This window comes from Bosea vaviloviae (genome assembly GCF_001741865.1).
GTDB lineage: Bacteria > Pseudomonadota > Alphaproteobacteria > Rhizobiales > Beijerinckiaceae > Allobosea > Allobosea vaviloviae.
Map to the genome: position 1 here is coordinate 2,205,059 of NZ_CP017147.1, position 25,001 is coordinate 2,230,059.

The window sequence follows — 25,001 nt, forward strand, 5'->3', positions numbered from 1 at the left end:
GGCTTGACGATGGCGGAAACCAGGCTGGAGGCGGTGAAGCTCGATGGAGCCGGCCCGGTCTACGACCAGATCAGGCGGGCGATCCGCGATCTGATCCTGAATGGCGTCTGGTCGCCGGGCACTTCGGTCCCGCCCGAACACGCGCTGATGGAGCAGCTCGGCGCCTCGCGCATGACCGTACACCGCGCCCTCGTCCAGCTCGCGCGCGAGGGCCTGATCACGCGGCGGCGGCGGTCGGGGACGATTGTCGCGAGCCCGCCGGCAAGCCACGCCATGCTCGACATCCTCTCGATTCCCGACGAGGTCAGGGGGCTCGGCCAGGCTTATGCCTATGAGATCTTGTCGCGGCGCGACGGCCGCCCCTCGGCCGAACTCGCTTCGCATTTCGGGCTGAAGCGCAGCGAGAGGGTCGCGCATCTCGTCACCCGCCATTTCAGCAGCGGCCAGCCCCATGTGCTGGAGGAGCGCGTGATCCATCTCGCCACGGTGCCCGCCGCCGCTGAGGAGGATTTCAAGGCCACGCCACCGGGCGACTGGCTCTTGCAGCACAGCCTGTGGTCGCAGGCCGAGCACGCGATCAGCGCCATCGCCGCCGAGGCGGAGGAGGCCCGCCTGCTCGCCATCGAGGCCGGCACGGCCTGCCTGCTGGTCGAGCGCCGGACCTGGAACCAGGGCGCCCCGGTCACGGCGGTGCGGCTGCTCTATCCCGGCACGCGTCACCGCTTCGTCGGCCGCTTCGGACCTTATGGACAGGTCTGAGCAGACCGTCGGCGACGCGAAACAAAAAGGCCCGCCTTCCCAGGCGGGCCTTGTCGCTGAAAGCTGAGGTCGATCAGCAGGCGTAGCGGTAGCGACGGCCGTATTCGTCGCGGCCATAGCAGGTGTCCGGCGTCGACGCGTTGCCGATGATCGCGCCGCCGGCGCCGCCGATCGCGGCGCCCGCCAGCGCGCCGCCGGCGCGTCCTGTCGCGAGCCCACCGATGACAGCGCCTGTACCGGCGCCGATCAGGGCGCCAGCCCCCGTATTCTGCTCGCGCTGCGTGCAGGCTCCGAGGGAGGCGGCCAATGCGGCGAGGATTACGAGCTTCTTCATCAGATTTCTCCTTGGCGTCCGGGCATCGGCCGATGCCTTGCGCCCATAACGAGGGGTGGCGGGGAAAGTTCCCCACATGAGTGCCCACGCGGTGCGCAGGCGGCATCATTGGCTCCCTCGATTTGAACGGCAGATGAATTTTGGCCGGAACCTTTTCCCGGGAAGCGACGTTCTCCAGTCAGCCTGCGGCGAGACAAGCCGCTCGAACCGGAGGAGCAGCTGATGACAGCTCAAACCATGGCCGTCTCATCGAAGAATCCGCTGATCGCGGGAGCACGCGTCGCCGGTACGGATGTCTACAATGCGACCGGGGACCATCTCGGCGAGATCTACGACGTCATGCTGGACAAGCACACCGGTAAGGTCGCCTACGCCATCATGTCCTTCGGCGGGTTCCTCGGACTCGGCGAGAAATATCACCCGATCCCCTGGAGCGTGCTCGACTACGACACCAATCGCGGTGGCTACGTCGTTCCGCTGACCAAGGAGAAGCTCGCGGCGGCGCCCATGTATGACAGCGAGGGCGAGCCCGACTGGGACGACAAAGCCTATGGCAAGCGCGTCCACGATTATTACGGCACGATGCCCTACTGGATGATGTAGGGCCGGCCTTAAGCAGGTCGCGGCGGTTGCTATCCCCCCAGCCGAATCGCCGTGGCGGCGGGATGCGGGACTTTTGACCCGCATCCCGCCCATTTTTTGGGGAGTGCGATCAGGGCGTGGCGCCTCCTGAATTCGACACACGCGAACGCTCCATGATCTAGCAACGATTGGATCGAGCGACGATTACCTCACGGTGAATCCAGGAGAGCGCCATGCAGATCCGCTACGGCTATCGTATCGAACTCGTCTGCCAGCAGGATTTGCCGCTGATCACCCTGCTCGACATTCATCCCTCGCGTCGCCATGACCTGATGCAGCCCGACGAGATGATGGTGACCGCGCTCGGCGATCCGCACCGGCCGGTGCCGGTTTCGCAATATCTCGACCAGTTCGGCAACATCTGCCGCCGCATCGTCGCTCCGGCCGGCGGCATCCTGCTTTGCTCCGAAGGCGTCGCGCATGATTCGGGCGAGCCTGACCCGGTCAACCTCGCTGCCCACGAGGTTGTGCCCTCCAGGCTTCCCGACGAGGCGCTCGTCTATCTAATGGGCAGCCGCTATTGCGAGACCGACAAGCTCGGTGCCCAGGCCTGGAGCCTGTTTGGCCAGGTCGAGCCCGGTTGGCCGCGCGTGCAGGCGGTGGTCGACTTCGTCCACAACCATCTCACCTTCGGCTACCATTTCGCCCGCAACACCCGCACCGCTTCCGAAGCCTTCGATGAGCGCATCGGCGTCTGCCGCGATTTCGCGCATCTGGCGATCGCCCTGTGCCGTTGCCTCAACATCCCGGCGCGCTACTGCAATGGCTATCTCGGCGACATCGGCGTGCCGAAGGACCCGGCCCCGATGGATTTCAACGCCTGGTTCGAGGTCTTCCTCAGCGGCCGCTGGTACACCTTCGATGCCCGTCACAACATGCCCCGGATCGGGCGCATCGTGATCGCGCGCGGCCGGGACGCGACCGATGTCGCTATGGTGAATTCCTTCGGCCCGCACATCCTGCAGCGCTTCGAGGTTGTGACCGAAGAGGTCGAGGAGGCTCAGTCGGAACAGGCGCCGCCAGGATTCGGCAATCGTCATTGGCACCAGCCCGCCTTGTCATGAGCCTGGCGGATCTGCCATCCCCGACCGAACCGCAACGGCTCCCGGGGGAACCGTCGATGCATCATACCGTCGTGGTCAACGCCAAGGCAGGCACGGTCCTGGCTGCAGGTCCGGAGGCCTTCGCAGATCGCCTCCGCTCGGCCTTCGCCGCCCATGACTGTTCGGTCGCGGTCAAGCTCGTGCATCCGCGCGATCTCGGCGACGCACTTGCCCTGGCGATCAGGGACGAGAGCTGCATACCCGTCGTCGCCGGCGGCGACGGCACGATCAACGGCGTGCTGCCGGTCCTGCTCGAGGCCGGCCGGCCGGTCGGCGTGCTGCCGCTGGGCACCGTCAACGTGCTCGGCCGCGATCTCGGCCTCTACGGTACGCTCGAGCATCAGATCGAGGCGCTCTGCAAGGGCGAGCCGGTCACCCTCGACATCGGCCAGGTCAACGACAGGCTGTTCCATTCGATTTCCGGCATGGGCTTCTTCAGCCTGATGGCGCGCGAGCGCGAATATGCGCGCAGGCGCTTTCCCTTCAGCCGCCATGTCGCCTTTGCCGTCGCGGCGACGCGCTCGATCCTGTTCACGCGTTCGATCTCGGTCGAGATTCGCACTGCCGACGGCCTCCGCCATGTCGAGGCCGACGCGGTGCTGGTGACCATCAACCGCTTCGACGGGGCCGAATGGCGGCGCGCCAGGCTCGATGGCGGCGTCTTCGAGGTCCACATCCTCAATGCCGGCGGGCTCTATTCGCGCTGCAAGGCCGCGCTGTCTGTCGTGACCGGCGGCTGGCGCCGCTCGCACAACCTGACCTCCTTCACCGCCGATGAGGTCACGCTGACGCGGCGCGACAAGAAGCGCGGGCATATCACCTTCGACGGCGAGGTCGAGCGCAAGGCCGATGCCCTGGCCTATCGGCTGCTGCCCAAGGCGATCCGGCTCATCGGCGCGCGCGCCCTTGTCTGAACGGCCGGGGCGACACTACATCCTGCTCTAGCCGTCAACAGTCGGAGCCCGATGTCCTTCCTTCATCCCCGTTTCCTGGTTCCGCTCGCAGCGGGCTTCGCCTTCATCGGCCTGGCGCTGCTCATCGTCTCCGGCCACAGCTTCGCCTTCGACAGCCGCCTCGTGCTGCTGCTGCGCGTGCCCGGCGACCCCGCAACCCCGCTCGGCCCGTCGTGGCTGGGCGAGGCGATGCGTGATCTGAGCGGGCTCGGCAGCTTCGTCGGCCTCGGCTTCATGACGATCACGGCGAGCCTGACTCTCTGGCTGTGCGGCCATCGCCGACTGGCGGTGGCGCTCGCTGTCAGCGTGGTCCTGGCGACGCTCGTCAGCACCGGCCTGAAAATCCTGATCGGGCGGGAGCGGCCCGATATCGTCGCGCATACGGCCCTGACCTTCACCGCGAGCTTTCCGAGCGGCCACGCCTTCCTCTCGGCGGTGACGCTGCTCAGCATTGCGGGCTTCGTCGGCCTGGCGGCGCGGCGCGACGACATCACGCGGGTCTGCCTCGGCCTCGCCTGGACGATGATCATCCTGATCGGCTTCAGCCGGGTCTATCTCGGCGTGCATTGGCCGACCGACGTCCTCGCCGGCTGGTGTCTCGGTGTTGCCTGGTCGAGCGTGGCCGTCGCCCTGCTCGGGCGCGGCATGGCAGTCGATGCGCCGGTCGCCAGCGGGGCACAACTGGCGCGCTGACCCGGCATGGCAAGGCGCTGCGAGGAACTTTGCGGCGAAAACAGGGTTGTTTGGTCGTCGCCGCTGTTTGCGACGCTCATTTTGGATCCATCATGCTCGCTTCGCGCAATCTTCTGGTCGCCCTCGTCGTGCTGCTCCTCGCGGGCCTCGCGGTCACGGGATACGCGCTCTATCAGGAGAAGAAGCAGCCCGACGGCGTGCAGATCTCCATCGGCAAGGACGGTCTCTCCATCAAGGAGAAGTGAGGCCTTCAGGCTGAATGCAGGCTGGGCTCGCTCAGCTGTTGGCGAGGATCATGTTGCGGACGATGGGGTAGATTTGCCCGTCCCATTTCCGGCCCGAGAAAACACCGTAATGGCCGACGCCGGCCTGCATGTGATGGCGCTTGCGGAAGGGCTTCAGGCCGCTGCAGAGATCATGGGCTGCCGAGGTCTGGCCGAGCGCGCAGATGTCGTCGCGCTCGCCCTCGACGGTCAGGAGCGCGGTCTTGCGGATGGCGCTGCAATCGACCTTTTCGCCGCGATAGGTCAGCGTTCGCGCCGCCAGCCGCGCCTCCTGGAAGATCCATTGCACGGTCTCGAGATAGAACTCGGCCGGCAGGTCGAGCACGGCGAAATACTCGTCGTAGAATTTCTTGATCGTCGCTGCGCTTTCGGTCTCGCCGGTGGCGAGATGGGTGAAGAGGTCGATATGGGCGTTGACGTGGCGCTGCATGTTCATCGCCAGGAATGCGCCGAGCTGGATGAAGCCCGGATAGACCTTCCGTCCCGCGCCGGGATAGCGTGACGGCACGGTCGCGATCAGGTTCTTGCGGAACCACTCGATCGGCTTGTCATTCGCGAGCTTGTTGACCGCGGTCGGGTTGATGCGGGTGTCGACCGGTCCGGCCATCAGCGTCATGCTGCGCGGCTGGACGGGGCTGCCCGCCTGCGCCATCACGGCAGCCGCGGTGAGCACCTGCACGCAAGGTTGGCAGACCGCGACGACATGGGTGTCGGGCCCCAGCTTTTCGATGAAGCTGATCAGCGTGTCGACATAGTCGTCATAGCCGAAGGCGCCGGCCTCGAGACTGACGTCGCGGGCATTGTGCCAGTCGGTGATATAGACGTCGTGGTCGCGCAGCAGCGTCGCCACCGTGTTGCGCAGCAGGGTGGCGAAATGACCCGACATCGGCGCGACGACCAGGACCTTGGCCTGAACGGCGTTCGTGTCCTTGCGGAAGCGCAGCAGGCTGCCGAAGGGCAGCGACAGCGCGACCTCCTCGGTCACGGCCGCATCGTGATTGCCGGTGCGCACGCTGTCGATCTCATAGGACGGCCGCTCATGCGTCAGCCCGGCCCGCGCGATCATCTCATAGGCGGCGGCCGCGGCGCGGATGTCGACCGCTTGGCCCATCATCGCCTTGGCGCCGAGGGCGGTCAGGGCGGCCTGAGCCATCATGCGGGCGGGATTGATCAGGTCGGACTGGGCCTGGTAGGCGGCATAGAGCATCAGCGTGCGACCTCGAAACGAGCGGAACCCGGGCTACGGCTGGCGGAGATGCCGTCCGCAGCCTGTCGCCGCTCCTTATGTTGCACTGCAAAAGCAATCTTTCGCAAGATTGTTCTAAAGCCATCACACTTTGGAACATCTCTTGCTACGATCATCACCTCTTCCGAAGAGGATGCCTGCTATGACCGCCGCGACCCTGACCATCAGCAGCAAGAACTACTCGTCATGGTCGCTGCGCGGCTGGCTGCTCTGCCAGATGGCCGGGCTCGCGGTCGAGGAGCGCATGCTCTCGGTCGATGATCCCTCCGCCCGGGCTGAACTCCTGCTGCTGTCGCCATCCTTCCTGGTGCCGTGCCTGACGCATGACGAGATCAAGGTCTGGGACACGCTCGCCATCGCCGCCTATCTCGACGAGATCAGCCCGCAGGCCGGCCTGCTGCCCGGGGATGCCAAGGCGCGCGCCCATTGCCGCGCAATCTGCGGCGAGATGCATTCGGGCTTCGCCAATCTGCGCTCGGCCCTGCCGATGAACCTGAAGGCGCATTACCCCGGCTTCAAGATCTGGGCCGGGGCGCAGGCCGATATCGACCGTGTCACCGAAATCTGGCGCGATTGCCTGGAGACTTATGGCGGCCCCTATCTCTTCGGGGACAGGCTGACCATGGCGGATGCGATGTATGCCCCCGTCTGCCTGCGCTTCCTGACCTATGACGTGCCGCTCGATTCCGTCAGCCGGACCTATTGCCAGACGATCTCGCAATGGCCGGCGCTGAAAAGCTGGATCGAGGCGGCGAAATCCGAGCCGGAGGAACTGGAGGAACTCGACGCCGAGTTCTGAGCGGAATCGTCCATGATGCGCAAAAGGACTGAAGCGATAGCGACTGCTGCATTGGCCTTCGCGGCTCAAAAGCGTTACCACCACCCACGAAATCCATAATTGCCGTGGGAGGCCTGAGATGACCGAGATGTTCAAGAACCTGATCGCTGGCGAATGGGCCAGTGCCGGCAACGCCTCGCGCAACATCAACCCGTCCAACACCAATGATGTCGTCGGCGAGTATGCGCAGGGCTCCGTCGAGCAGATGAACGATGCGGTCGCGGCCGCCAAGGCCGCTTTTCCGGCCTGGAGCCGTTCTGGCCCGCAAGAGCGCTACGAGATCCTGAAGAAGGCCTCCGACGAGATCCTCGCCCGCAAGGAAGAGCTCGGCCGCCTGCTCTCGCGCGAGGAGGGCAAGACGCTCGCCGAGGGTATCGGCGAGGCCGGCCGTGCCGGCCAGATCTTCGCCTTCTTCGCCGGCGAGTGCCTGCGCTTGTCGGGCGAGGCGATCCCCTCCGTGCGCCCTGGCGTCGGCGTCGAAATCACCCGCGAGCCGGTCGGCATCATCGGCATGATCACGCCCTGGAATTTCCCGATCGCGATCCCGGCCTGGAAGATCGCGCCGGCGCTGGCCTATGGCAATTGCGTCGTCATCAAGCCGGCCGATCTCGTGCCGGGCTCGGCCTGGGCCTTGGTCGACATCATCCAGCGCGCCGGCCTGCCCAAGGGCGTGCTCAACCTTGTCATGGGGCGCGGTTCGGTCGTCGGCCAGGCGCTGCTGCAGCACAAGGACGTGCAAGCGATCTCCTTCACCGGCTCGGTTTCGACCGGCCGCAAGGTCGCCGAGGCCTGCATCGCCTCTTCGCCGATGAAGAAGGTCCAGCTCGAAATGGGCGGCAAGAACCCGCTCGTGGTGCTGGACGATGCCGACCTCAAGATCGCGGTCGAGGCCGCCGTCACCGGCGCCTATTTCTCCACCGGCCAGCGCTGCACGGCCTCCTCGCGCCTGATCGTCCAGGCCGGCATCCATGACCGCTTCGTTGAAGCCTGCATCGAGCGCCTGAAGGGCGTCGTGATCGATGATGCGCTTAAAAGCGGCACCCATATCGGCCCGGTCGTCGACCAGAGCCAGCTCGACCAGGATCTGAAATACATCCAGATCGCCAAGGACGAGGGCGGCAAGCTCGCCTGGGGCGGCGAAGTGCTCACGCGCGAGACGCCCGGCTTCTATCTCCAGCCGGCCCTCTTCACCGAGACGACCAACGCCATGCGCATCTCGCGCGAGGAGGTCTTCGGCCCCGTCGCCAACGTCATCCGCGCCAGGGATTACGAGGAGGCGCTGACGCTGGCCAATGACACCGAGTTCGGCCTCTCCGCCGGCATCTGCACCACGTCGCTGAAGCATGCGACGCATTTCAAGCGCAACAGCGAGGCCGGCATGGTGATGGTCAACCTGGCCACGGCCGGCGTCGACTACCACGTGCCCTTCGGCGGCCGGAAGGGCTCGAGCTACGGCCCGCGCGAGCAGGGCGCCTACGCCAAGGAAATGTATACGACGGTCAAGACGGCCTACACGCTGGCCTGAGCCTCGGAAGGCATATCATCGCAATGGGGCCGCGCCTTCCGGGCGCGGCCCTTTTGCTGTCGGCTTGACCGCGTTGGCCGGGTTGACTTGACCTAAGGCCAAACCTACAGCGCGGCGAGGCTGAGGATCGCCGGTCTGTCCGTCCGTGAAGTCTCGCCCCTGGGCCGTGCTTTGATGACGAGCGTTGCTGACATCCCGAGCGCCATGACCGCCAGCCGGACCCGATCGCAGCGCCTCCGCCGCAATGGCCGCGCCGCCTATCTGCGATTCCGACGCAAACTGCCGCGCCTGCTGCGCAGCGACGACATCTCGCTCGTGCTCCTGGCCGCGCTGATCGGGGTCGGGGCAGGGGTGCTCGTCACGGCGATGGTCGGCGTCTCCAAAGCGCTGCATGCCGCCTTCTTCGCGACACGCCATGGCGAGGTCAGCGGGGCGGTATTCGTCGATCCGCTGCGGGCCGTCGGCATGCCGGTTCTGGGCGGCCTGGTGATCGGGGCGATCGGCATCCTCCTGGCCCGCCGCGGCCGCGGCACGGTGGTCGATCCGGTCGAGGCGAATGCGCTCCATGGCGGGCGCCTGTCGTTGAAGGACAGCCTGATCCTGGTGGTCCAGACCATGGTCTCGAACGGCTTTGGCGCCTCTGTCGGCATGGAGGCGGGCTACACCCAGGGCGGCGCGGCCTTCGCGTCGGGCCTCGGGCGGCTTCTGCGGGTCCGGCGGGCCGATCTGCGCATGCTGGTCGGTTGCGGAACGGCGGGCGCGATCGCAGCCGCCTTCGACGCGCCTCTGACCGGGGCCTTCTATGCCTTCGAGCTGATCATCGTGACCTATACGGTCGGCTCATTGGCGCCCGTCGTCGTCGCCTCGATCTGCGCGGTCGGCGTCACGCGGCTGTTCCTCACCCCTGTGACGCTGCAATTCGGCTTTTCCGGCCCCCTCTCGGGCTCAGACTACGTGCTGGTGATGATCATGGGCATCCTCTGCGCCGGCCTCGGCATCGTGCTGATGCGCGGCGTCGCGCTCGCCGAGAGCCTGTTCCGCCGCAGCCGGATTTCGCTGGCGCTGCGGCCCGCGGTCGGCGGCCTGCTCGTCGGCCTGATGGCGCTGGTGACACCGGCGGTTCTCTCCTCGGGCCATTCGGCGCTGCATGTCGGCTTCGATGCCTATTATCCGGCGGGCTTTCTTGTCCTGCTGATCGTGCTGAAATCGCTGGCATCGGCGATCTCGATCGGCTCCGGCTTTCGCGGTGGTCTCTTCTTTGCCTCGCTGTTCATCGGCGCGATGTTCGGCAAGCTCGTCGCGGTGATCTGGATCACCGGGTTCGGCCTGCAGACGCCCTCCGTGGTCATCGCCGTCATCGGCATGAGCGCGATGGCCACCGCGGTCGTCGGCGGTCCCCTGACGATGTCGTTCCTGGCGCTGGAGACGACAGGCAGTCTGCCGCTCACGATCGCGGTGCTCGCAGCGTCCGTCCTGTCATCGATGACGGTGCGCCGGACTTTCGGCTATTCCTTTGCCACCTGGCGCTTCCATTTGCGCGGCGAGACCATCCGCAGCGCCGCCGATATCGGCTGGATGCGGGAGTTGAGCGTTGGCCGGATGATGCGCCGGGATGTGCGCACCGTGCCCTCAACCTTGACCCTTGAGCAGTTCCGGCGCGATTTCCCGCTCGGCGCCAATCAGCGCGCCGTGCTCGTCGATGACCTGGGTCGCTATGCCGGCATCATCCTCGTCGCGGATGCGCATGGTGCCGACGCTGATGGTGCCGATGTCGCGGTCGAAACGATTGCGGAACTCGCCCGCAATCGCAAGGACGTCCTCTTGCCCCATATGAACATCCGCGAGGCCGCCAGCCTGTTTGCGACCTCGCAGACCGAGGAGCTCGTCGTCGTCGACGGCCGCGAAACCTTGCGGGTCCTCGGCCTGCTCACCGAGCAATTCGCCCTGCGCCGCTACAACGCCGAGCTCGACCGGCAGAGCCGCGACCTGACCGGCGTCTGAGCGGCGCAGGAGCACTGCTCCTGCTTTTAGGCGTCAGAACCCCTCCAGCACGATCTTGCCCTTGGCGCGGTTGGTCTCGATCAGCGCATGAGCCCGCTTGAGATTGCTCGCATTGATCGTCCCGAAGGTCTCGGTCAGCGTGGTGCGGATCTTACCGGCATCGACCAGCCGGGAGACCTCGTTGAGCAGATCGCCCTGCGCCTGCATGTCGGCCGTCTGGTGCAGCGAGCGGGCGAACATCATCTCCCAATGCAGTGACAGGCTCTTGCCCTTCAGCGGCATCACATCCAGCGCCGGAGCATCGTCGATCACTGCGATCCGGCCCTGCGGCGCGATCAGCTTGATGATCTCCGGCAGATGATCCAGCGTATGGGTGGTGACGAAGACGAGGCCGGGCGCGCCGATCCGCAGCGCCTCGACTTCGGCGGCAAGCGGCTTGCCATGGTCGATGACGTGCTGGGCGCCGAGTTCGCGAGCCCAGGCCTGCGTCTCCGGCCGCGATGCGGTGGCGATCACGGTGAGGTCCGTCAGTTGCCGCGCCAGCTGGATCGCGATTGAGCCGACGCCGCCGGCCCCACCGACGATCAGCAGGGCCTTTGCCGCGCCTGGAACCGCATCCGCGATCTTGATCCGGTCGAACAGGGCCTCCCAGGCCGTGATCGCGGTCAGCGGCAGGGCGGCGGCTTCCGCGAAGCTCAGGCTGGCGGGCTTGCTGCCGACGATGCGCTCGTCGACCAGCTGGAATTCCGCATTGGAGCCCGGACGGTCGATCGCGCCGGCATAGAACACGGCGTCGCCCGGCTTGAAAGCCTTCACATCGGGGCCGACTGCCTTGACGATACCGGCAGCGTCCCAGCCCAGCACGCGCACCTCGCCCTCGGCCGGGCGCGCATTCCTGCGGACCTTGGTGTCGACCGGGTTGACCGACACGGCCTTCACTTCGACCAGCAGGTCGCGCCCGGCGGCGACGGGCACGGGCAGGTCGAGATCGATCAGGCTGGTTTCCGAGCTGATGGGCTGCGGTTCACGAAAGCCGATGGCGCGCATAACTTTTGTCTCCTGCGTTGCGATGCAGGCGAGATGCGCCTTACAAACAGGCTGTGCAAGAACGCACAATTTTCGCATATAGTATCGAAAAGGATACTGTCATGCCGCCTCGTTTCCAGAAGCCGTTCAACTCCCCGGCCTGCCCTGTGGAGGCCGCCCTGGGCCTGATCGGCGGCAAGTGGAAGGGGATCGTGCTCTACCATCTGCTCGGCGGCACGCTGCGCTTCAACGTCATCCGCCGCTACATTCCCGGCGTGACGCAACGCATGCTGACCGCCCAGCTGCGCGAGCTGGAGGCGGACGGCCTCATCATCCGCGTTGTCTTCGCCGAGGTGCCGCCGCGTGTCGAATACAGCCTGTCGGCCAAGGGCCGGACGTTGGAGCCGGTCATCATGGCGCTCAGGGCCTGGGGCGAGGAGCATGTGATGCCGTCGGACGATGCGGAGGCTGCGGCCTGAGGCTCAGTAGGCAGTCTAAGGGTTAGTAAGGAAGTCCGACATAGTTCTCCGCCAGAGCCGCCATGGCGGGGTCGGAGGAGACGAGATAGTCGAGCTCGGCGCGCTGCATGCGCTGGCCGAAGCCGCCGTTCTCCGGGAAATCGTGCATCAGCGCGGTCAGCCACCAGGAGAAGCGCTCGGCCTTCCAGATGCGCGCCAGCGCCTTGGCCGAATAGGCGTCGATGCCGGCGCTGGAGCGCTCGACGAAGAACTCGATCAGCGCCTGCGACAGGTAATGCACGTCGCTGGCGGCGAGGTTCAGCCCCTTGGCCCCGGTCGGCGGCACGATATGGGCGGCGTCGCCGGCCAGGAACAAGCGTCCGAACCGCATCGGCTCTGCCACGAAGGAGCGCAATGGCGCGATCGACTTCTCGATCGAGGGGCCCGTCACCAGCGCCTCCGCCGAGGCTGGGTCGAGCCGTCGGCGCAACTCGTCCCAGAAGCGCTCGTCCGACCAGTCCTCGACCCGTTGATCAAGTGCGCATTGCACATAATAGCGACTGCGTGTGGCCGAGCGCATCGAGCAGAGCGCGAAGCCGCGCTCTCCGCCGGAATAGATCAGTTCATGCGAAACCGGCGGCACATCGGCGAGGATGCCGAGCCAGCCGAAGGGATAGATGCGCTCGAAGCTGGTGATCGCACTCTCCGGCACGCTGGCGCGCGAGACGCCGTGATAGCCGTCGCAACCGGCGATGACATCGCAATCGAGGCGCTTCGAGACGCCGTTCTCGAGATAGCTGACGAAGGGCCTGGCGCGGTCGAAATCATGCAGCGCGACGTCTTTGGCCTCGAAGACGGTCCGCCCGTTCTGGGCGGCGCGCTGGTCCATCAGATCGCGTGTCACCTCGGTCTGGCCGTAGACGGTGACATGCCCGCCGCCCGTCGCGCCATCGAGCGCAATGCGGTGGCGCTGGCCGCCGAAGAGCAGGTCGAAGCCGTCATGCTTCAGCCCTTCCGCCTGGAGGCGCGCGCCTGCGCCGACCTTGTCAATCAGCCCGACCGTGCCTTGCTCCAGCACCCCGGCGCGGATGCGGGCGAGCACATAGGCGCGATCCCTGCGCTCGAGGATGACGCTGTCGATGCCGGCCAGATGCAGCAATTGGCCGAGCAGCAGCCCAGCCGGGCCCGAACCGATGATGGCGACCTGTGTGCGCAAGCCAGCGTCTCCCCATGGCGCCGCCCGGCGCGAACGCCCTCTGGAACGGGGCGCATTGCGAATGGCCGGCGGCGCAGCGGGAGATAAGTTGCCACAGCAACTAACTTCTGGAAAGAGCTTCCTCCAGGCCGCGCATGGCGGCGGGCCGGGTCATCCGACGGGGACGACGTCGACAGCGACGCCGACCTTCTGCGAGCCGGGGCCGATCAGCACGCCGTCGAGCGGCGAGACATCGGCATAGTCGCGGCCGAAGGCTGTGACGATATGGTCGTCGGCGACGATCAGGTCATTGGTCGGGTCGAGCCCGATCCAGCCGGTCTCCGGGCCGCACCAGAGCATGACCCAGGCATGGCTCGCATCCGAGCCCTCGAGACGCTTCTGGCCCGGCGGCGGGATCGTGCGGATATAGCCACTGACATAGGCGGCGGGCAGGCCGAGGCCGCGCAGGCCGGCGATCATGATATGCGCAAAATCCTGGCAGACGCCGTGGCGCTGGTGGAAGGCCTCGGCCAGCGGCGTCGTAACCTCGGTTGCATCAGGGTCGTAGGTGAAGTCGGCACGGATGCGCGCCATCAGCTCGGAAGCCGCCTCCAGCACCGGCCGCAGCGGCGGAAAGCTCTTGCGGGCGTAGTCGACGACGTCGGTAACCGCAGGCACCAGCCGGCTCGGATAGAGATGATGCGTCGGCGAATCGGGCTCCAGACTCGTCGAGGCCAGGGCCAGCGCGCCGACCTCCTCCCAATGCCGGGTCAGGCCCGGGAAGGGCGGGGTGGGCCGGTTGACCTCGACGCGGGCGCGCATCTCGACCTTCAATTCGCGATGCGCCTTGGAGATCGTCAGCGTCGTCATCTGGTTGCCGAAGAAGCAGATCCCGTCGATGCGATCGGCCGGGCGCGGCGTCACGACGAGTTCGCTCTTCTTCACCGTCTGGCCGCCATCGTTGCGCGGCAGAAGGCGCAGGATGCAGCGCGCGAAAGGCACCGGACGGCTATAGCCGTAGGTGGTCAGGTGACGAACGTCGTAGATCACGCGATGCCTGTCAGCCTCGAGCCTTCCGGCCCGCTGTTCTGGAGGAAGTAGCGGTCGGCGATCGCGCTCGACAGCCCCATCAGCAATTGCTCGAACAGCAGGATGCTGGTGCGGTCGAGCCGGCCAGCCTCCGATGTCCGGCATTCGGCCGCGAGCTTCAGCACGAGCCGGCGCGGCGCTTCCAGCATGCCGTCCTCCGTCAGCGACGGAAGATGCGCGATCTCGATGTCGAGACGATCGACCTGGAAGGCGACGGAGCGGGGATTATAGGGGTCGAGCATGACCAGATCGAGCACCGGCTGCAGGCTCGCGCCGAGCATGTAGCGCGAGCGATAGGTGATCTGCGAATCGGTCAGGTCGAGCAGGGCGTCGAGGCCGTCGCTCTGGGCCGTCGTCTCGGCGAAATGGCGGGCGAAGCGGCAGGTCGCGATGCCACGCTCCAGGCGCCGGCCGATGTCGAGGAAGCGCCAGCCCGCGCCGCGCACCATGTTCTCCTGGCTCAGGCCGGAGAAGGCGGCGAGCGTCTTCAAGGCGCGATCGGCAACCTCGTAGACTTCGCCCTCGCTGGGCTGCCGTCCGGGCTCAAGCGTCAACTGACGCTGCAAATCACCGAACAGCCGCCAGGCGTCGATCGAAAGCCGCTCGCGGATGACCGAGGCGGTGCGCCGTGCCTCGCCGACATTGGCGCGGGCCGAGCCGTATTCGGCCGCGTCGTAGAGCGCGGAGGTTGCCTGTGCCAGAACCGGCGAGCCTTTGGCAGCAGTGAGATTGCGGGCCGCCGAGCCCCTCCCCGTGGCGGCTTTGGCCGCAGGCGCCGCGCCCCAGGCGACCAGGAGATTGGCGAGGCGTCGCACCGTGTCGGGCCGGGCGGGATTAGTCGTGTCGGCGTCGATCAGACGGCCGAGCAAGGCGCGCACGAGCCGCAGCGTCGCCTCCGTCCGCTCGAGATAGCGCCCGAGCCAGAACAGGTTGTCGGCGGCACGGCTCGGCAAGGTCCCGACGACGCGGCGGATCGCGATGCGGTCGCCGCTGGGTAGCAGGCTGACCTGTTCGACCGGTGTATCCGAGGTGACCCAGACATCGCTGGAGCGCACGCCGCTGCGCATGCTGACGGCGCGGGCGTCGGGCTCGTCGGAGATGCGGCAGAAGCCGCCGGGCATGACCTTCCAGCCATCGGGCGTGGCGGCGGCGAAGACGCGCAAGGTCACCGGGTGCGGCTGCAAACGGCCGTTCTGGAAGACCGGCATGGTCGAGAGCCGCACCACCTCCTGGCCGACATAATCCATCCCGCGCGCCTCGATCCGCGCCCGCAAGGCGGCGCGCTCGGCCGCCGGCAGTTCTCCCGCCAGGATCGGATCGCTGTCGAGACCGCTCCCGGCGGAGCGGAAGGCCGGCGCGATGCTCATCTCGTCCAGCCGGTCGAGCACGGCGGCGCGCTCGCGCGGCTGGCCGCACCACCAGGTCGCGACATTGGGCAGGATCAGCTTTTCGCCGAGAAGCTGCTCGCCCAATTTGGGCATGAAGCCCATCAGCGCGCGCGCCTCGACGACGCCGGAACCGAGCCCGTTGGCGACATGGACATGGCCCTGGCGCACCGCCTGCACGAGCCCGGCCACGCCGAGCGCCGAGCGCGCATTCAGTTCGAGCGGGTCGGAGAAATCGCCGTCGATGCGCCGCCAGATCACATCGGCGCGCTTGGGCCCGGCGATGGTGCGGACATGGATGCGGCCGTCGCGCATCATCAGGTCGCCGCCCTCGACGAGCAGGAAACCGAGATAGCGCGCGAGATAGGCCTGCTCGAAATAGCTCTCGTTCAATGGCCCGGGCGTCAGCAGGCAGATGCGCGGCTCGACGCGCCTGGACTTGGCGACGAGCCCGGCGCGGAAGCCCTGGAAGAAGGTGGCGAGCCGCTCGATGTTCATCGTCCGGAACAGGTCGGGAAAAGCGCGCGCCAGCGCCAGCCGGTTCTCCAGCGCGTAGCCGGCGCCCGACGGCGCCTGGGCGCGGTCGCCCAGCACCCACCAGCGCCCATCCGGCCCGCGGCCGAGATCGGCGGCATAGAGCTGCAGGGAGCCGCCATCCGGCGCGCCGTGGAGCGGGCGCAGATAGTCCGGGCTCCCCGTGACGACCGCCCCCGGGAGCAGGCCCTTCGCGACCATCTCGCCGGGGCCGTAGATGTCGTCGAGCAATGAGGCCAGCAATTGCGCGCGCTGCGCGACGCCGGCCGCGATGGTCTGCCATTCCGCGCCGGTCATCACCAGCGGCACATGGCTCAAAGGCCAGGCGCGCTCGCCGGCCTGCGGGTCGCGCTCGTCGATATCGCCATGGACGCGGTAGGAGACGCCGGTGTCGTGGACATGCCGGTCGGCGAGGCCGAAGCGCTGGTTGAGCTCGTCCTGCGAGAGCGCGCTCCATTCCGTCAGGAACGGCTCCCAATGCGGGCGGATGCTGCCATCCTGCGCCATGAACTCGTCATAGGCGCCCGCCAGCGGGCGATAACCGGCCAGCAGAGCGTTGCGCCGCTCCGCTTTCACGCGCGTCGACGGTGATCGGCCCTGCAACGCCATCGCTTGCGTTTATACTCCTCTAGAGCCGGATGATTTCGGGTCGAATCGGCCTGAAATCTGAATCCGTCTCTACAACAATAAGTGGGAGCATGATGTCGCCCGAAAACCGGTTTCCCACTTTTCGGCATCATGCTCTTGGGCGTCGCAAATCCAATGTGAGCGGAAATTCGACACTGCGCTCTTCCGGCGGAATCGCCAGCGCGCCAGGACTATGCCCGATCGCTTCGAAACGCGCGAGCCGGCGCGCCTCGGCTTCGTAGGAATTCACGGGAGGAGTTTCATAATTGCGCCCTCCGGGATGGGCGACATGGTAGACGCAACCTCCGAGCGAGCGCCCGACCCAGGTGTCGACGATGTCGAAGGTCAGCGGCGCATGCACGGGAATCGTCGGGTGCAGGCCCGAGCTCGGCTGCCAGGCCTTGAAGCGCACGGCGGCGATCGCCTCACTGGTGCTCCCGCTCGGCGTCATCGGCATGCGGCGGCCGTTGCAGGTAATGAGATGGCGGCCGGGCACGAGCCCCTTGGCCTTGACCTGCAGCCGCTCCACCGAGCTGTCGACATAGCGCACCGTGCCGCCGATCGCGCCCTCCTCGCCCATGACATGCCAGGGTTCGAGCGCCTGGCGCAGTTCGAGCTCGACCCCGCCATGCTCGACCTTGCCGTAGAACGGGAAGCGGAACTCGGCCTGCGCCTCGAACCAGACCGGGTCGAAGGCATAGCCGGCGCGGCCGAGATCGGCGAGCACGTCCTTGAAATCCTGCCAGACCAGTTCGGGCAGCATGAAGCGGTCATGCAGCGTCGGGCCCCAGCGCACCAGGCTGCCGCTCTGCGGCTCGCGCCAGAACCAGGCGACCAGCGCCCGGATCAGCAGTTGCTGCGCGAGGCTCATGCGCGCATCGGGCGGCATCTCGAAGGAGCGGAACTCGATCAGTCCGAGACGGCCGGTCGGCCCGTCCGGTGAATAGAGCTTGTCGATGCAAATTTCGGTGCGATGCGTGTTGCCGGAGACGTCGACCAGGAGGTTGCGGAACAGCCGGTCGACCAGCCAGAGCGGGATCGAAGGCGCGCCCGGCCCCGGCACTTGCGCGAGCGCGATCTCCAGCTCGTAGAGCTGGTCGAAACGCGCCTCGTCGATGCGCGGCGCCTGGCTCGTCGGGCCGATGAAGAGCCCCGAGAACAGGAAGGACAGGGACGGGTGCCTGTTCCAGTACAGGATGATGCTCTTGAGCAGGTCCGGCCGGCGCAGGAACGGGCTATCGGGCGGCGTCGAGCCGCCGAGCACGACATGATTGCCGCCGCCGGTGCCGGTATGGCGGCCATCGACCATGAATTTCTCGGCGCAGAGCCGCGACTGCCGCGCCTCCTCATAGACGCCGCGCGTGATCTCGACCGCTTCGCGCCAGCTCTTGGCCGGGTGGATGTTGACCTCGATCACGCCGGGGTCGGGCGTGACCTTGATGACGTTGAGGCGCGGATCGTTGGGCGGCGAATAGCCCTCGATATGGACCGGCAAGTTCAGCTCCTGCGCCACAGTCTCGACGCTGGCGATCAGCTCCAGATAATCCTCGAGCTTCTCGACCGGCGGCAGGAAGACGCACAGGATGTTGTCGCGGACCTCGAGGCTCAGCGCCGTGCGGACATGCTCGCCGCCGATCTCCTGCTCGGTGCGGTCCTGCGCGCTGCCTTCGCCTGGTGTCTCGACCGGGCGCGACATCTGGTGATGCGCGGGCGGCGCGGCGACCGGAGGCGCGGCTTGCGCGCCGTTGATAGCCGGGGGCGCTGTCCCACCGCCGCCCAGGCTGGCAGCCGGCGGCAGGGTTCCGCGCGGCTCCATCGGATCCTGCGGGTGAATATGGGGAAACTCGTCCTTCGGCACCACCGGCAGCGAGCCGAGCGGCAGGCGGTAGCCCACGGGCGAGTCGCCCGGCACCAGGAAGAGCTTGCCGCGCCGGAGCTTCCACTTCTCCGAGCGCCAGCGCCGGTCGCCGGCCTGGGACTGCCAGCGCTGCACCGGAATGACATAGCCGCGCGGCTTGCCCAAGCCGAGCTGGAAGACCTGCGCCATACGCGCCCGCTCTTCCGGATCGGCAAGGCGCGGGTCGAGCGGGTCGACATTGTCGGGAAGCTGCGCCTCCTTCAGGAGCCAGTGACCGGTGTCTTCATAGGCCGGCAGCACATAATCGGCGCCCAGCCCGAGCTTTTCCGAGAGGCCGGCCGCCAGCGCCTCGGCGTCGCGGATCGAGGCGGCCGCCTCCAATTCGCGGTCGCCACCGGTCGGTGCTCCCGGCTCGCGCGCGATCAGCGCGGCGTCGCGCCAGATCGGCTCGCCATCATCGCGCCAATAGAGCGCGAAGGCCCAGCGTGGCAGGCTCTCGCCCGGATACCATTTGCCCTGGCCGTAATGCAGCATGCCGCCCGGCGCGAAGCGCTCGCGCAGGCGGCGGATCATCACATCGGCGCGCTGGCGCTTGGTCGGGCCGACGGCGGCGATGTTCCATTCCTCGCCGGTCTGGTCGTCGATCGAGACGAAGGTCGGCTCGCCGCCCATGGTGAGGCGGACGTCGCCGGCCTTCAGATCGGCCTCGACCTTTTCGCCGAGTGCGTCGAGCTCGCCCCAGGATGTGTCCGAGAAGGGCAGGGTGATGCGCGGCACCTCATGCACGCGCGCCACGCTCATCGAGAAGTCGAATGTGGTCTCGGCGTAGCTCGCGGCACCCGAGACCGGTGCGGCCGAGCGGTAATGCGGCGTCGCCGCCAGCGGCAGATGCCCTTCACCGGTGAGCAGGCCCGAGGTCGGGTCGAGCCCGATCCAGCCGGCGCCGGGGATGTAGATCTCCGCCCAGGCGTGGAGGTCGGTAAAATCCTTGTCGGTGCCGCGCGGGCCTTCCAGCGGGTCGATATCCGCCTTCATCTGGATCAGGTAGCCGGAGACGAAGCGCGCGGCGAAGCCGAGATGGCGCATGATCTGGACGAGCAGCCAGCTCGTGTCGCGGCAGGAGCCGGATTTGATGTCGAGCGTGTGCTCGGGCTCCTGGACGCCGGGCTCCATGCGGATGCCATAGGCGATGCCCTGCGCCAGGCGGGCGTTGAGATCGACGATGAAGTTGACCGTGTTGGTCGGCTCGCGCGGGATCGTCGCGAGATAGGCCGCCAGCAGCGGACCCGCCGGCTCGGTGACGAGATAGGGCGCGAGCTCCGCGCGCAATTCCTCAGGATAGGCGAAGGGGAAGATCTCGGCGTCGGTCTCGACGAAGAAGTCGAACGGATTGATGATCGAGAGCTCGGTGACGAGGTCGACCTCGATGCGGAATTCCTTCACCGGCTCGGGAAAGACGAAGCGCGCCAGCCAGTTGCCGCTGGGGTCCTGCTGCCAGTTCACGAAATGCTCGGCCGGCGTGACCTTCAGCGAATAGCTGTTGATCGCGGCCCGGCAATGCGGCGCCGGCCTCAGGCGGATGATCTGCGGCCCCAGCGTGACCGGCCGGTCATAGCTGTAATGGGTGACGTGGTTCAGCGCGGCGATGATGGCCAAGGCTTGGCACCTGCTTGTCGTCGTCCGGCGGGGCGCCGGGCCATGACACGTTAGCGATGCCGGCAAAACCCGCAAAGGCGCAACTTGCGCAAGGGCACGCCGGCAATCGCGGCGACTGCGCAAGAATTAGGCAGTTCTCCACAGCGCTTGCCTCTGCGCTCTTCGCGGCGCCGCTGGACATCACCCGGCAACTGGTTCCACATTGGACTGAACGGCCACCGAAAGGCCGGCGAAATCAAACGATGGGGATTTCCATGCGTCATGTTGCGAAATTGCTGAGTGTGTCGGCCTTTACTGCGTTGATGGCGACCACCGCCATGGCCCAGACGCCGAAGGACACGGTCGTGATGGCCAAGCAGATCGACGATATCATCTCGCTCGATCCCGCCGAAGTGTTCGAATTCTCCGGCGGCGAGGTCGTCGGCAATGTCTACGACAAGCTGGTGCGGTTCGATCTGGCCGATCCCTCCAAGCTCTATGGCGACCTCGCCGAGGGCTGGACCATCAGCCCCGACAGCAAGACCTACACCTTCAAGCTCAAGCCCAACGTCAAGTTCCACTCGGGCAACCCGCTGACGGCCGCCGACGTGGTCTACTCCTTCCAGCGCGTTGTCGTGCTCAATAAGTCGCCGGGCTTCATCCTGACCCAGTTCGGCCTGACCAAGGACAACGTCACCGAGATGGTGAAGGCGGTCGACGACAAGACCGTCACCATCACGGTCGACAAGCCCTATGCGCCGAGCTTCTTCCTGAACTGCCTGACCGCCAACGTCGCGGTGATCGTCGATTCCAAGCTGGTCAAGGCGAACGAGAAGGCCGGCGATTTCGGCTATGAATGGCTCAAGCAGAACTCGGCCGGTTCGGGCGCCTACAAGCTGCGCGCCTGGCGCGCCAACGAGCAATACACGCTCGAGGCCAATCCCGACTGGTTCATGGGCGCGCCGAAGGTGAAGCGCGTCGTCGTGCGCCATGTCGCCGAGCCCGCCTCGCAGCGGCTGCTGCTGGAGAAGGGCGATGTGGACTATGCCCGCAACCTGTCGAAGGACCAGCTTGATTCGATCAAGAGCAACGCCGACATCGTCCAGCAGGTCGGCGACAAGGGCTACATCCTCTATCTCGGCCTCAACCAGAAGAATCCCAATCTCGCCAAGCCCGAGGTGCGCGAGGCGCTGAAATACCTGGTCGATTACGATTCGATCGAGCGCAACATCGTGGCCGGCACCTACAAGCCGCACCAGGCCTTCCTGCCCAAGGGCTTCCTCGGCGCCATCGACGACCGGCCCTATAAGTTCGATCCGGCCAAGGCCAAGGAGCTGCTCGCCAAGGCCGGCCTGCCGAACGGCTTCTCCGTCACCATGGATACCCGCTCGGTCAACCCGATCACCGACATCGCCCAGGCGATCCAGGCGAACTGGGGCCAGGCCGGCATCAAGCTCGAATTGATCCCCGGCGACGGCAAGCAGACGCTGACCAAATATCGTGCACGCACGCACGACATCTATATCGGCCAGTGGGGCCCGGACTATCAGGACCCGCACACCAACGCCGAGACCTTCGCCATCAACGAGAACAATGCCGAGGATGCCCGCTCCAAGACGCTCGCCTGGCGCAACGCCTGGGACATCCCGGAGATGAGCAAGAAGACCGGCGCGCTGGTCTTCGAGACCGACAGCGACAAGCGCAAGACCGGCTATGAGGTGATGGAGCGCGAGCACCAGAAGGTCTCGCCCTTCGTCATCATGTTCCAGCAGGTCGAGGTCGCCGCCCACCGCAAGAATGTCGATGGGCTGATCCTGGGGCCGGGCTCGGCCAGCAACCTCTACTCGACGCTCAGCAAGAACTGAGATCGGACCTCCGATCGAACCGCCGCGGCTCTCAAAGCCGCGGCGGGGTTCTTGCTTGGGTTTGGGCCAAATCTTGAGTCCAGGCCAAGCAAGATGAACTACACGCCAGCAACAAGAAGCGGTCGGTCGATATGGCGGCAAGCATGACAGGGCGATCCATCCGCTGGGGCAAGCTCGCCTGGCGCGAGTTGTCGACCGTGGCGATCACGATCTTCGGCCTGCTGCTGGTGACCTTCGTCATCGCCCGCGTGATCCCGATCGACCCGGTGCTGGCTGTTGTCGGCGACAATGCAAAGGCTGACGTCTACGACGCCGCACGCGCCGTGCTCGGCCTCGACAAGCCGCTCTGGCAGCAATTCGCCGTCTATGTCGGCAAGGTCTTCAGCGGCGATCTCGGCAAGTCGGTGCTGACCTCGAATCTCGTTGTCGACGACATCAAGCGCGTCTTCCCCGCCACGCTCGAGCTCGCCACGCTGGGCACGCTGATCGGCGTGGCGCTCGGCATTCCGCTGGGCGTGCTCGCGGCAGTCTATCAGGGCCGCTGGCCCGATCAGATCGCCCGCGTCGTCGGGCTGTTCGGCTATTCCATCCCGGTCTTCTGGATCGGCCTGATGGGGCTCCTGCTGTTCTACGCAAAGCTCGGCTGGGTCGGCGGGCCCGGCCGCATCGGCGTCGCCTATCAGGATTTCGTCACGCCGATGACGGGCGTTCTGATGATCGACGCGGCGATCCAGGGCGAATGGGAGGCGTTCTGGGATGCTTGGTCGCATCTCATCCTGCCTTCGGCGGTGCTCGGCCTGTTCAGCCTGGCCTATATCAGCCGCATGGCGCGCAGCTTCATGATCACCGAGCTGCAGCAGCAATATGTCATCGCCGCCCGGGTGAAGGGCATGTCGGAGTTCCGTGTGATCTGGCGCCATGCGCTGCGCAACGCTTTCGTGCCGCTGATCACCGTGATCGCGCTCTCCTATGCGCATCTGCTCGAAGGCTCGGTGCTGACCGAGACGATCTTCGCCTGGCCCGGCTTAGGCCGCTACATCACCAACTCCCTGCTGAACGCCGATATGAACGCCGTGCTCGGCGGCACATTGGTGGTCGGTGCGGTCTTCATCGGCGTCAACCTGCTGTCCGACATCCTCGGCCGGCTGGTCGATCCCAGGACGCGGTGAGGGCGAGCCATGACGACCTGGACCGACTATCTCACCACCGATTCCCCGACCTCCCGCCGCCAGGCCAGGCTCGGCCAGCTCTATCGGCAATGGCTCGCCTTCAAGCGCAACCCGCTCGCGGTCGCCGGCCTGGTCATCGTCGTGGCCCTGCTGCTGATCGCCGCCTTCGCGCCGCTGATCGCGCCGCATAATCCGCTCGCGCAAAATCTCGACAAGCGCCTGCTGCCGCCCTCGGCCGTCAATTTCTTCGGCACGGATTCGCTCGGCCGCGACATCTTCAGCCGCATCGTCTACGGCGCGCGCGTCACGCTGGTGATCGTGCTTCTGGTCGTCATCACGGTTGGGCCGGTCGGCCTCTTGATCGGGGCGGCCTCGGGCTATCTCGGCGGCTGGGTCGACCGTCTGCTGATGCGCATCACCGACGTCTTCCTGGCCTTCCCGCGCCTTGTGCTGGCGCTCGCCTTCGTCGCCGCGCTCGGGCCGGGGTTGGAGAATGCCGTCATCGCCATCGCGATCACCGCCTGGCCGCCCTATGCCCGCGTCGCCCGCGCCGAGACGCTGATCATCCGCCAGCAGGATTATATCGCCGCCGTGCGCCTGCAGGGCGCCTCGCAATGGCGCATCGTCTGGAAGCATGTCGTGCCGCTCTGCCTGCCCTCATTGATCGTGCGCACCACGCTCGACATGGCCGGCATCATCCTCACCGCGGCGGGCCTCGGCTTCCTCGGATTGGGCGCGCAGCCGCCGATCCCGGAATGGGGCGCCATGATCTCGGCCGGGCGCGAGCAGATCTTCGACCAATGGTGGGTCGCGACCTTCCCGGGCCTTGCCATCTGCGTCGTCGCGCTCGGCTTCAACCTGCTCGGCGACGGCCTGCGCGACGTCATGGATCAGAGGTGAGATGATGCGCGCCTTGACCACGCCGACCGAGCAGCCGCTGCTCGAACTCGACAATCTCCGGGTCAATTTCCACACGCCGACCGGGATCGTACGCGCTGTGCGCGGGCTCTCCTTCACGCTCGGCCGCGAGCGGCTCGGCATCGTCGGCGAATCCGGCTCCGGCAAGTCGATGACCGGGCGCGCCATCCTCGACCTCATCCCCTATCCCGGCGAGGTTCTGGCCGACCGCTTGGTCTATCGCGGCCAGGATCTGCTCACCATGGACAAGCGCACGCGGCGCAAGCTGCGCGGCCGTCATATCTCGATGGTGATGCAGGATCCCAAATTCTCGCTCAACCCGGTCCAGACCGTCGGCGAGCAGATCGCCGAGGCCTATCGCGTCCACCACAAGGCGAGCGCGCGCGAGGCCAGGGAGCGTAGCCTCGCCATGCTGGAGGCCGTGCAGATCCGCGAGCCGGGGCGGGTCTATGAGCTCTATCCGCACGAGGTCTCGGGCGGCATGGGCCAGCGCGTGATGATCGCGATGATGCTGATCGCCGAGCCCGACATCCTGATCGCCGACGAGCCGACCTCGGCGCTCGACGTCACCGTCCAGCTCCAGATCCTCAAGATCCTCGACGATCTCGTCACCGAGCGCGGCATGGGGCTGATCTTCATCAGCCATGATCTGCATCTGGTGCAGTCCTTCTGCGACCGCGTCATCGTGATGTATGGCGGCAAGGCGATGGAGACGCTGCCGGCCGCTGAACTCGCCGACGAGGCCGCAAGGTCGCAGCGCCATCCCTACACGCTCGGCCTGCTCGGCTGCCTGCCGGACCTCGACCATCCCAAGGCAAAGCTCGCAACCCTCACCCGCGACCCAGCATGGCTGGCATGAGCGCG

21 protein-coding genes are annotated in these 25,001 nt (G+C 66.5%); 14 read left to right on the forward strand and 7 right to left on the reverse strand.

Annotation, left to right across the window (positions count from 1 at the left end):
- Positions 1–9: 9 nt before the first annotated feature.
- A complete protein-coding gene (gene hutC, locus BHK69_RS10330; RefSeq protein WP_158516186.1) occupies positions 10–759 on the forward strand; it encodes a histidine utilization transcriptional repressor HutC in 750 nt (249 codons plus the stop codon).
- A gap of 73 nt (positions 760–832) precedes the next feature.
- Here the strand turns inward: hutC and BHK69_RS10335 are convergent, their stop codons facing one another.
- On the reverse strand, positions 833–1,093 hold the full coding sequence (locus tag BHK69_RS10335) for a YMGG-like glycine zipper-containing protein (protein WP_069690024.1): 261 nt from the start codon (positions 1,091–1,093) through the stop codon (positions 833–835).
- Between the two features lie 222 nt (positions 1,094–1,315).
- Between BHK69_RS10335 and BHK69_RS10340 the strand changes: the two genes are divergently transcribed.
- The 5 genes from BHK69_RS10340 (at position 1,316) to BHK69_RS32855 (ending at position 4,729) form a co-directional block, all read left to right on the forward strand.
- Complete coding sequence (locus tag BHK69_RS10340; protein WP_069690025.1) at positions 1,316–1,696, forward strand: PRC-barrel domain-containing protein; 381 nt, start codon at positions 1,316–1,318, stop codon at positions 1,694–1,696.
- A 212-nt stretch (positions 1,697–1,908) separates the two neighbouring features.
- A complete protein-coding gene (locus BHK69_RS10345; protein ID WP_069690026.1) occupies positions 1,909–2,799 on the forward strand; it encodes a transglutaminase-like domain-containing protein in 891 nt (296 codons plus the stop codon).
- 56 nt (positions 2,800–2,855) lie between these two features.
- The gene (locus BHK69_RS10350) at positions 2,856–3,752 is read left to right on the forward strand and encodes a diacylglycerol/lipid kinase family protein (RefSeq protein WP_069690027.1); all 897 of its coding nucleotides are present in this window, start codon (positions 2,856–2,858) and stop codon (positions 3,750–3,752) included.
- A gap of 51 nt (positions 3,753–3,803) precedes the next feature.
- Positions 3,804–4,484: a phosphatase PAP2 family protein gene (locus tag BHK69_RS10355; protein ID WP_083269241.1), complete on the forward strand. Its 681-nt coding sequence runs from the start codon at positions 3,804–3,806 to the stop codon at positions 4,482–4,484.
- A 92-nt stretch (positions 4,485–4,576) separates the two neighbouring features.
- Positions 4,577–4,729, forward strand: coding sequence for a hypothetical protein (locus tag BHK69_RS32855; protein ID WP_199579085.1), 153 nt, complete (start codon positions 4,577–4,579; stop codon positions 4,727–4,729).
- Between the two features lie 31 nt (positions 4,730–4,760).
- Here the strand turns inward: BHK69_RS32855 and BHK69_RS10360 are convergent, their stop codons facing one another.
- Entirely contained in the window at positions 4,761–5,975 is a 1,215-nt protein-coding gene (locus BHK69_RS10360) for a polyhydroxyalkanoate depolymerase (RefSeq protein ID WP_069690028.1), read from the reverse strand.
- Between the two features lie 181 nt (positions 5,976–6,156).
- On the opposite strand from BHK69_RS10360, the gene BHK69_RS10365 reads away from it, so the two are divergent.
- The 3 genes from BHK69_RS10365 to BHK69_RS10375 all read left to right on the forward strand — a co-directional run bounded on the left by BHK69_RS10365 (position 6,157) and on the right by BHK69_RS10375 (position 10,378).
- Positions 6,157–6,813, forward strand: coding sequence for a glutathione S-transferase family protein (locus tag BHK69_RS10365; RefSeq protein ID WP_069690029.1), 657 nt, complete (start codon positions 6,157–6,159; stop codon positions 6,811–6,813).
- Positions 6,814–6,931: 118 nt separating this feature from the next.
- On the forward strand, positions 6,932–8,377 hold the full coding sequence (locus BHK69_RS10370; RefSeq protein WP_069690030.1) for an aldehyde dehydrogenase family protein: 1,446 nt from the start codon (positions 6,932–6,934) through the stop codon (positions 8,375–8,377).
- Between the two features lie 174 nt (positions 8,378–8,551).
- Entirely contained in the window at positions 8,552–10,378 is a 1,827-nt protein-coding gene (locus BHK69_RS10375; protein ID WP_425285553.1) for a chloride channel protein, read from the forward strand.
- A 33-nt stretch (positions 10,379–10,411) separates the two neighbouring features.
- On the opposite strand, the gene BHK69_RS10380 is transcribed toward BHK69_RS10375, so the two are convergent.
- Positions 10,412–11,425 carry a zinc-binding alcohol dehydrogenase family protein gene (locus BHK69_RS10380; protein WP_069690032.1) on the reverse strand — a complete coding sequence of 338 codons (1,014 nt, stop codon included), beginning with the start codon at positions 11,423–11,425 and terminating at the stop codon, positions 10,412–10,414.
- A 101-nt stretch (positions 11,426–11,526) separates the two neighbouring features.
- On the opposite strand from BHK69_RS10380, the gene BHK69_RS10385 reads away from it, so the two are divergent.
- Positions 11,527–11,883 (forward strand): winged helix-turn-helix transcriptional regulator, encoded by a 357-nt coding sequence (locus BHK69_RS10385; RefSeq protein ID WP_069690033.1) that lies wholly within the window; start codon positions 11,527–11,529, stop codon positions 11,881–11,883.
- A gap of 22 nt (positions 11,884–11,905) precedes the next feature.
- Here the strand turns inward: BHK69_RS10385 and pobA are convergent, their stop codons facing one another.
- The 4 genes from pobA to BHK69_RS10405 form a co-directional block, all read right to left on the reverse strand.
- A complete protein-coding gene (pobA, locus tag BHK69_RS10390; protein WP_069690034.1) occupies positions 11,906–13,078 on the reverse strand; it encodes a 4-hydroxybenzoate 3-monooxygenase in 1,173 nt (390 codons plus the stop codon).
- Positions 13,079–13,228: 150 nt separating this feature from the next.
- Positions 13,229–14,107, reverse strand: coding sequence for a transglutaminase family protein (locus BHK69_RS10395; protein ID WP_069690035.1), 879 nt, complete (start codon positions 14,105–14,107; stop codon positions 13,229–13,231).
- Positions 14,104–16,674 (reverse strand): circularly permuted type 2 ATP-grasp protein, encoded by a 2,571-nt coding sequence (locus tag BHK69_RS10400; protein ID WP_069690036.1) that lies wholly within the window; start codon positions 16,672–16,674, stop codon positions 14,104–14,106. The genes BHK69_RS10395 and BHK69_RS10400 overlap by 4 nt, the downstream gene beginning before the upstream one ends.
- A 127-nt stretch (positions 16,675–16,801) precedes the next feature.
- Entirely contained in the window at positions 16,802–20,206 is a 3,405-nt protein-coding gene (locus tag BHK69_RS10405; RefSeq protein WP_069690037.1) for a transglutaminase family protein, read from the reverse strand.
- A 254-nt stretch (positions 20,207–20,460) separates the two neighbouring features.
- On the opposite strand from BHK69_RS10405, the gene BHK69_RS10410 reads away from it, so the two are divergent.
- The 4 genes from BHK69_RS10410 (at position 20,461) to BHK69_RS10425 (ending at position 24,996) form a co-directional block, all read left to right on the forward strand.
- A complete protein-coding gene (locus tag BHK69_RS10410) occupies positions 20,461–22,050 on the forward strand; it encodes an ABC transporter substrate-binding protein (protein WP_083269242.1) in 1,590 nt (529 codons plus the stop codon).
- A 143-nt stretch (positions 22,051–22,193) separates the two neighbouring features.
- Complete coding sequence (locus tag BHK69_RS10415; protein WP_083269828.1) at positions 22,194–23,219, forward strand: ABC transporter permease; 1,026 nt, start codon at positions 22,194–22,196, stop codon at positions 23,217–23,219.
- A 9-nt stretch (positions 23,220–23,228) separates the two neighbouring features.
- Complete coding sequence (gene nikC / locus BHK69_RS10420) at positions 23,229–24,119, forward strand: nickel transporter permease (protein ID WP_069690040.1); 891 nt, start codon at positions 23,229–23,231, stop codon at positions 24,117–24,119.
- A gap of 4 nt (positions 24,120–24,123) precedes the next feature.
- The gene (locus BHK69_RS10425) at positions 24,124–24,996 is read left to right on the forward strand and encodes an ABC transporter ATP-binding protein (protein ID WP_069693542.1); all 873 of its coding nucleotides are present in this window, start codon (positions 24,124–24,126) and stop codon (positions 24,994–24,996) included.
- Positions 24,997–25,001: the final 5 nt, after the last annotated feature.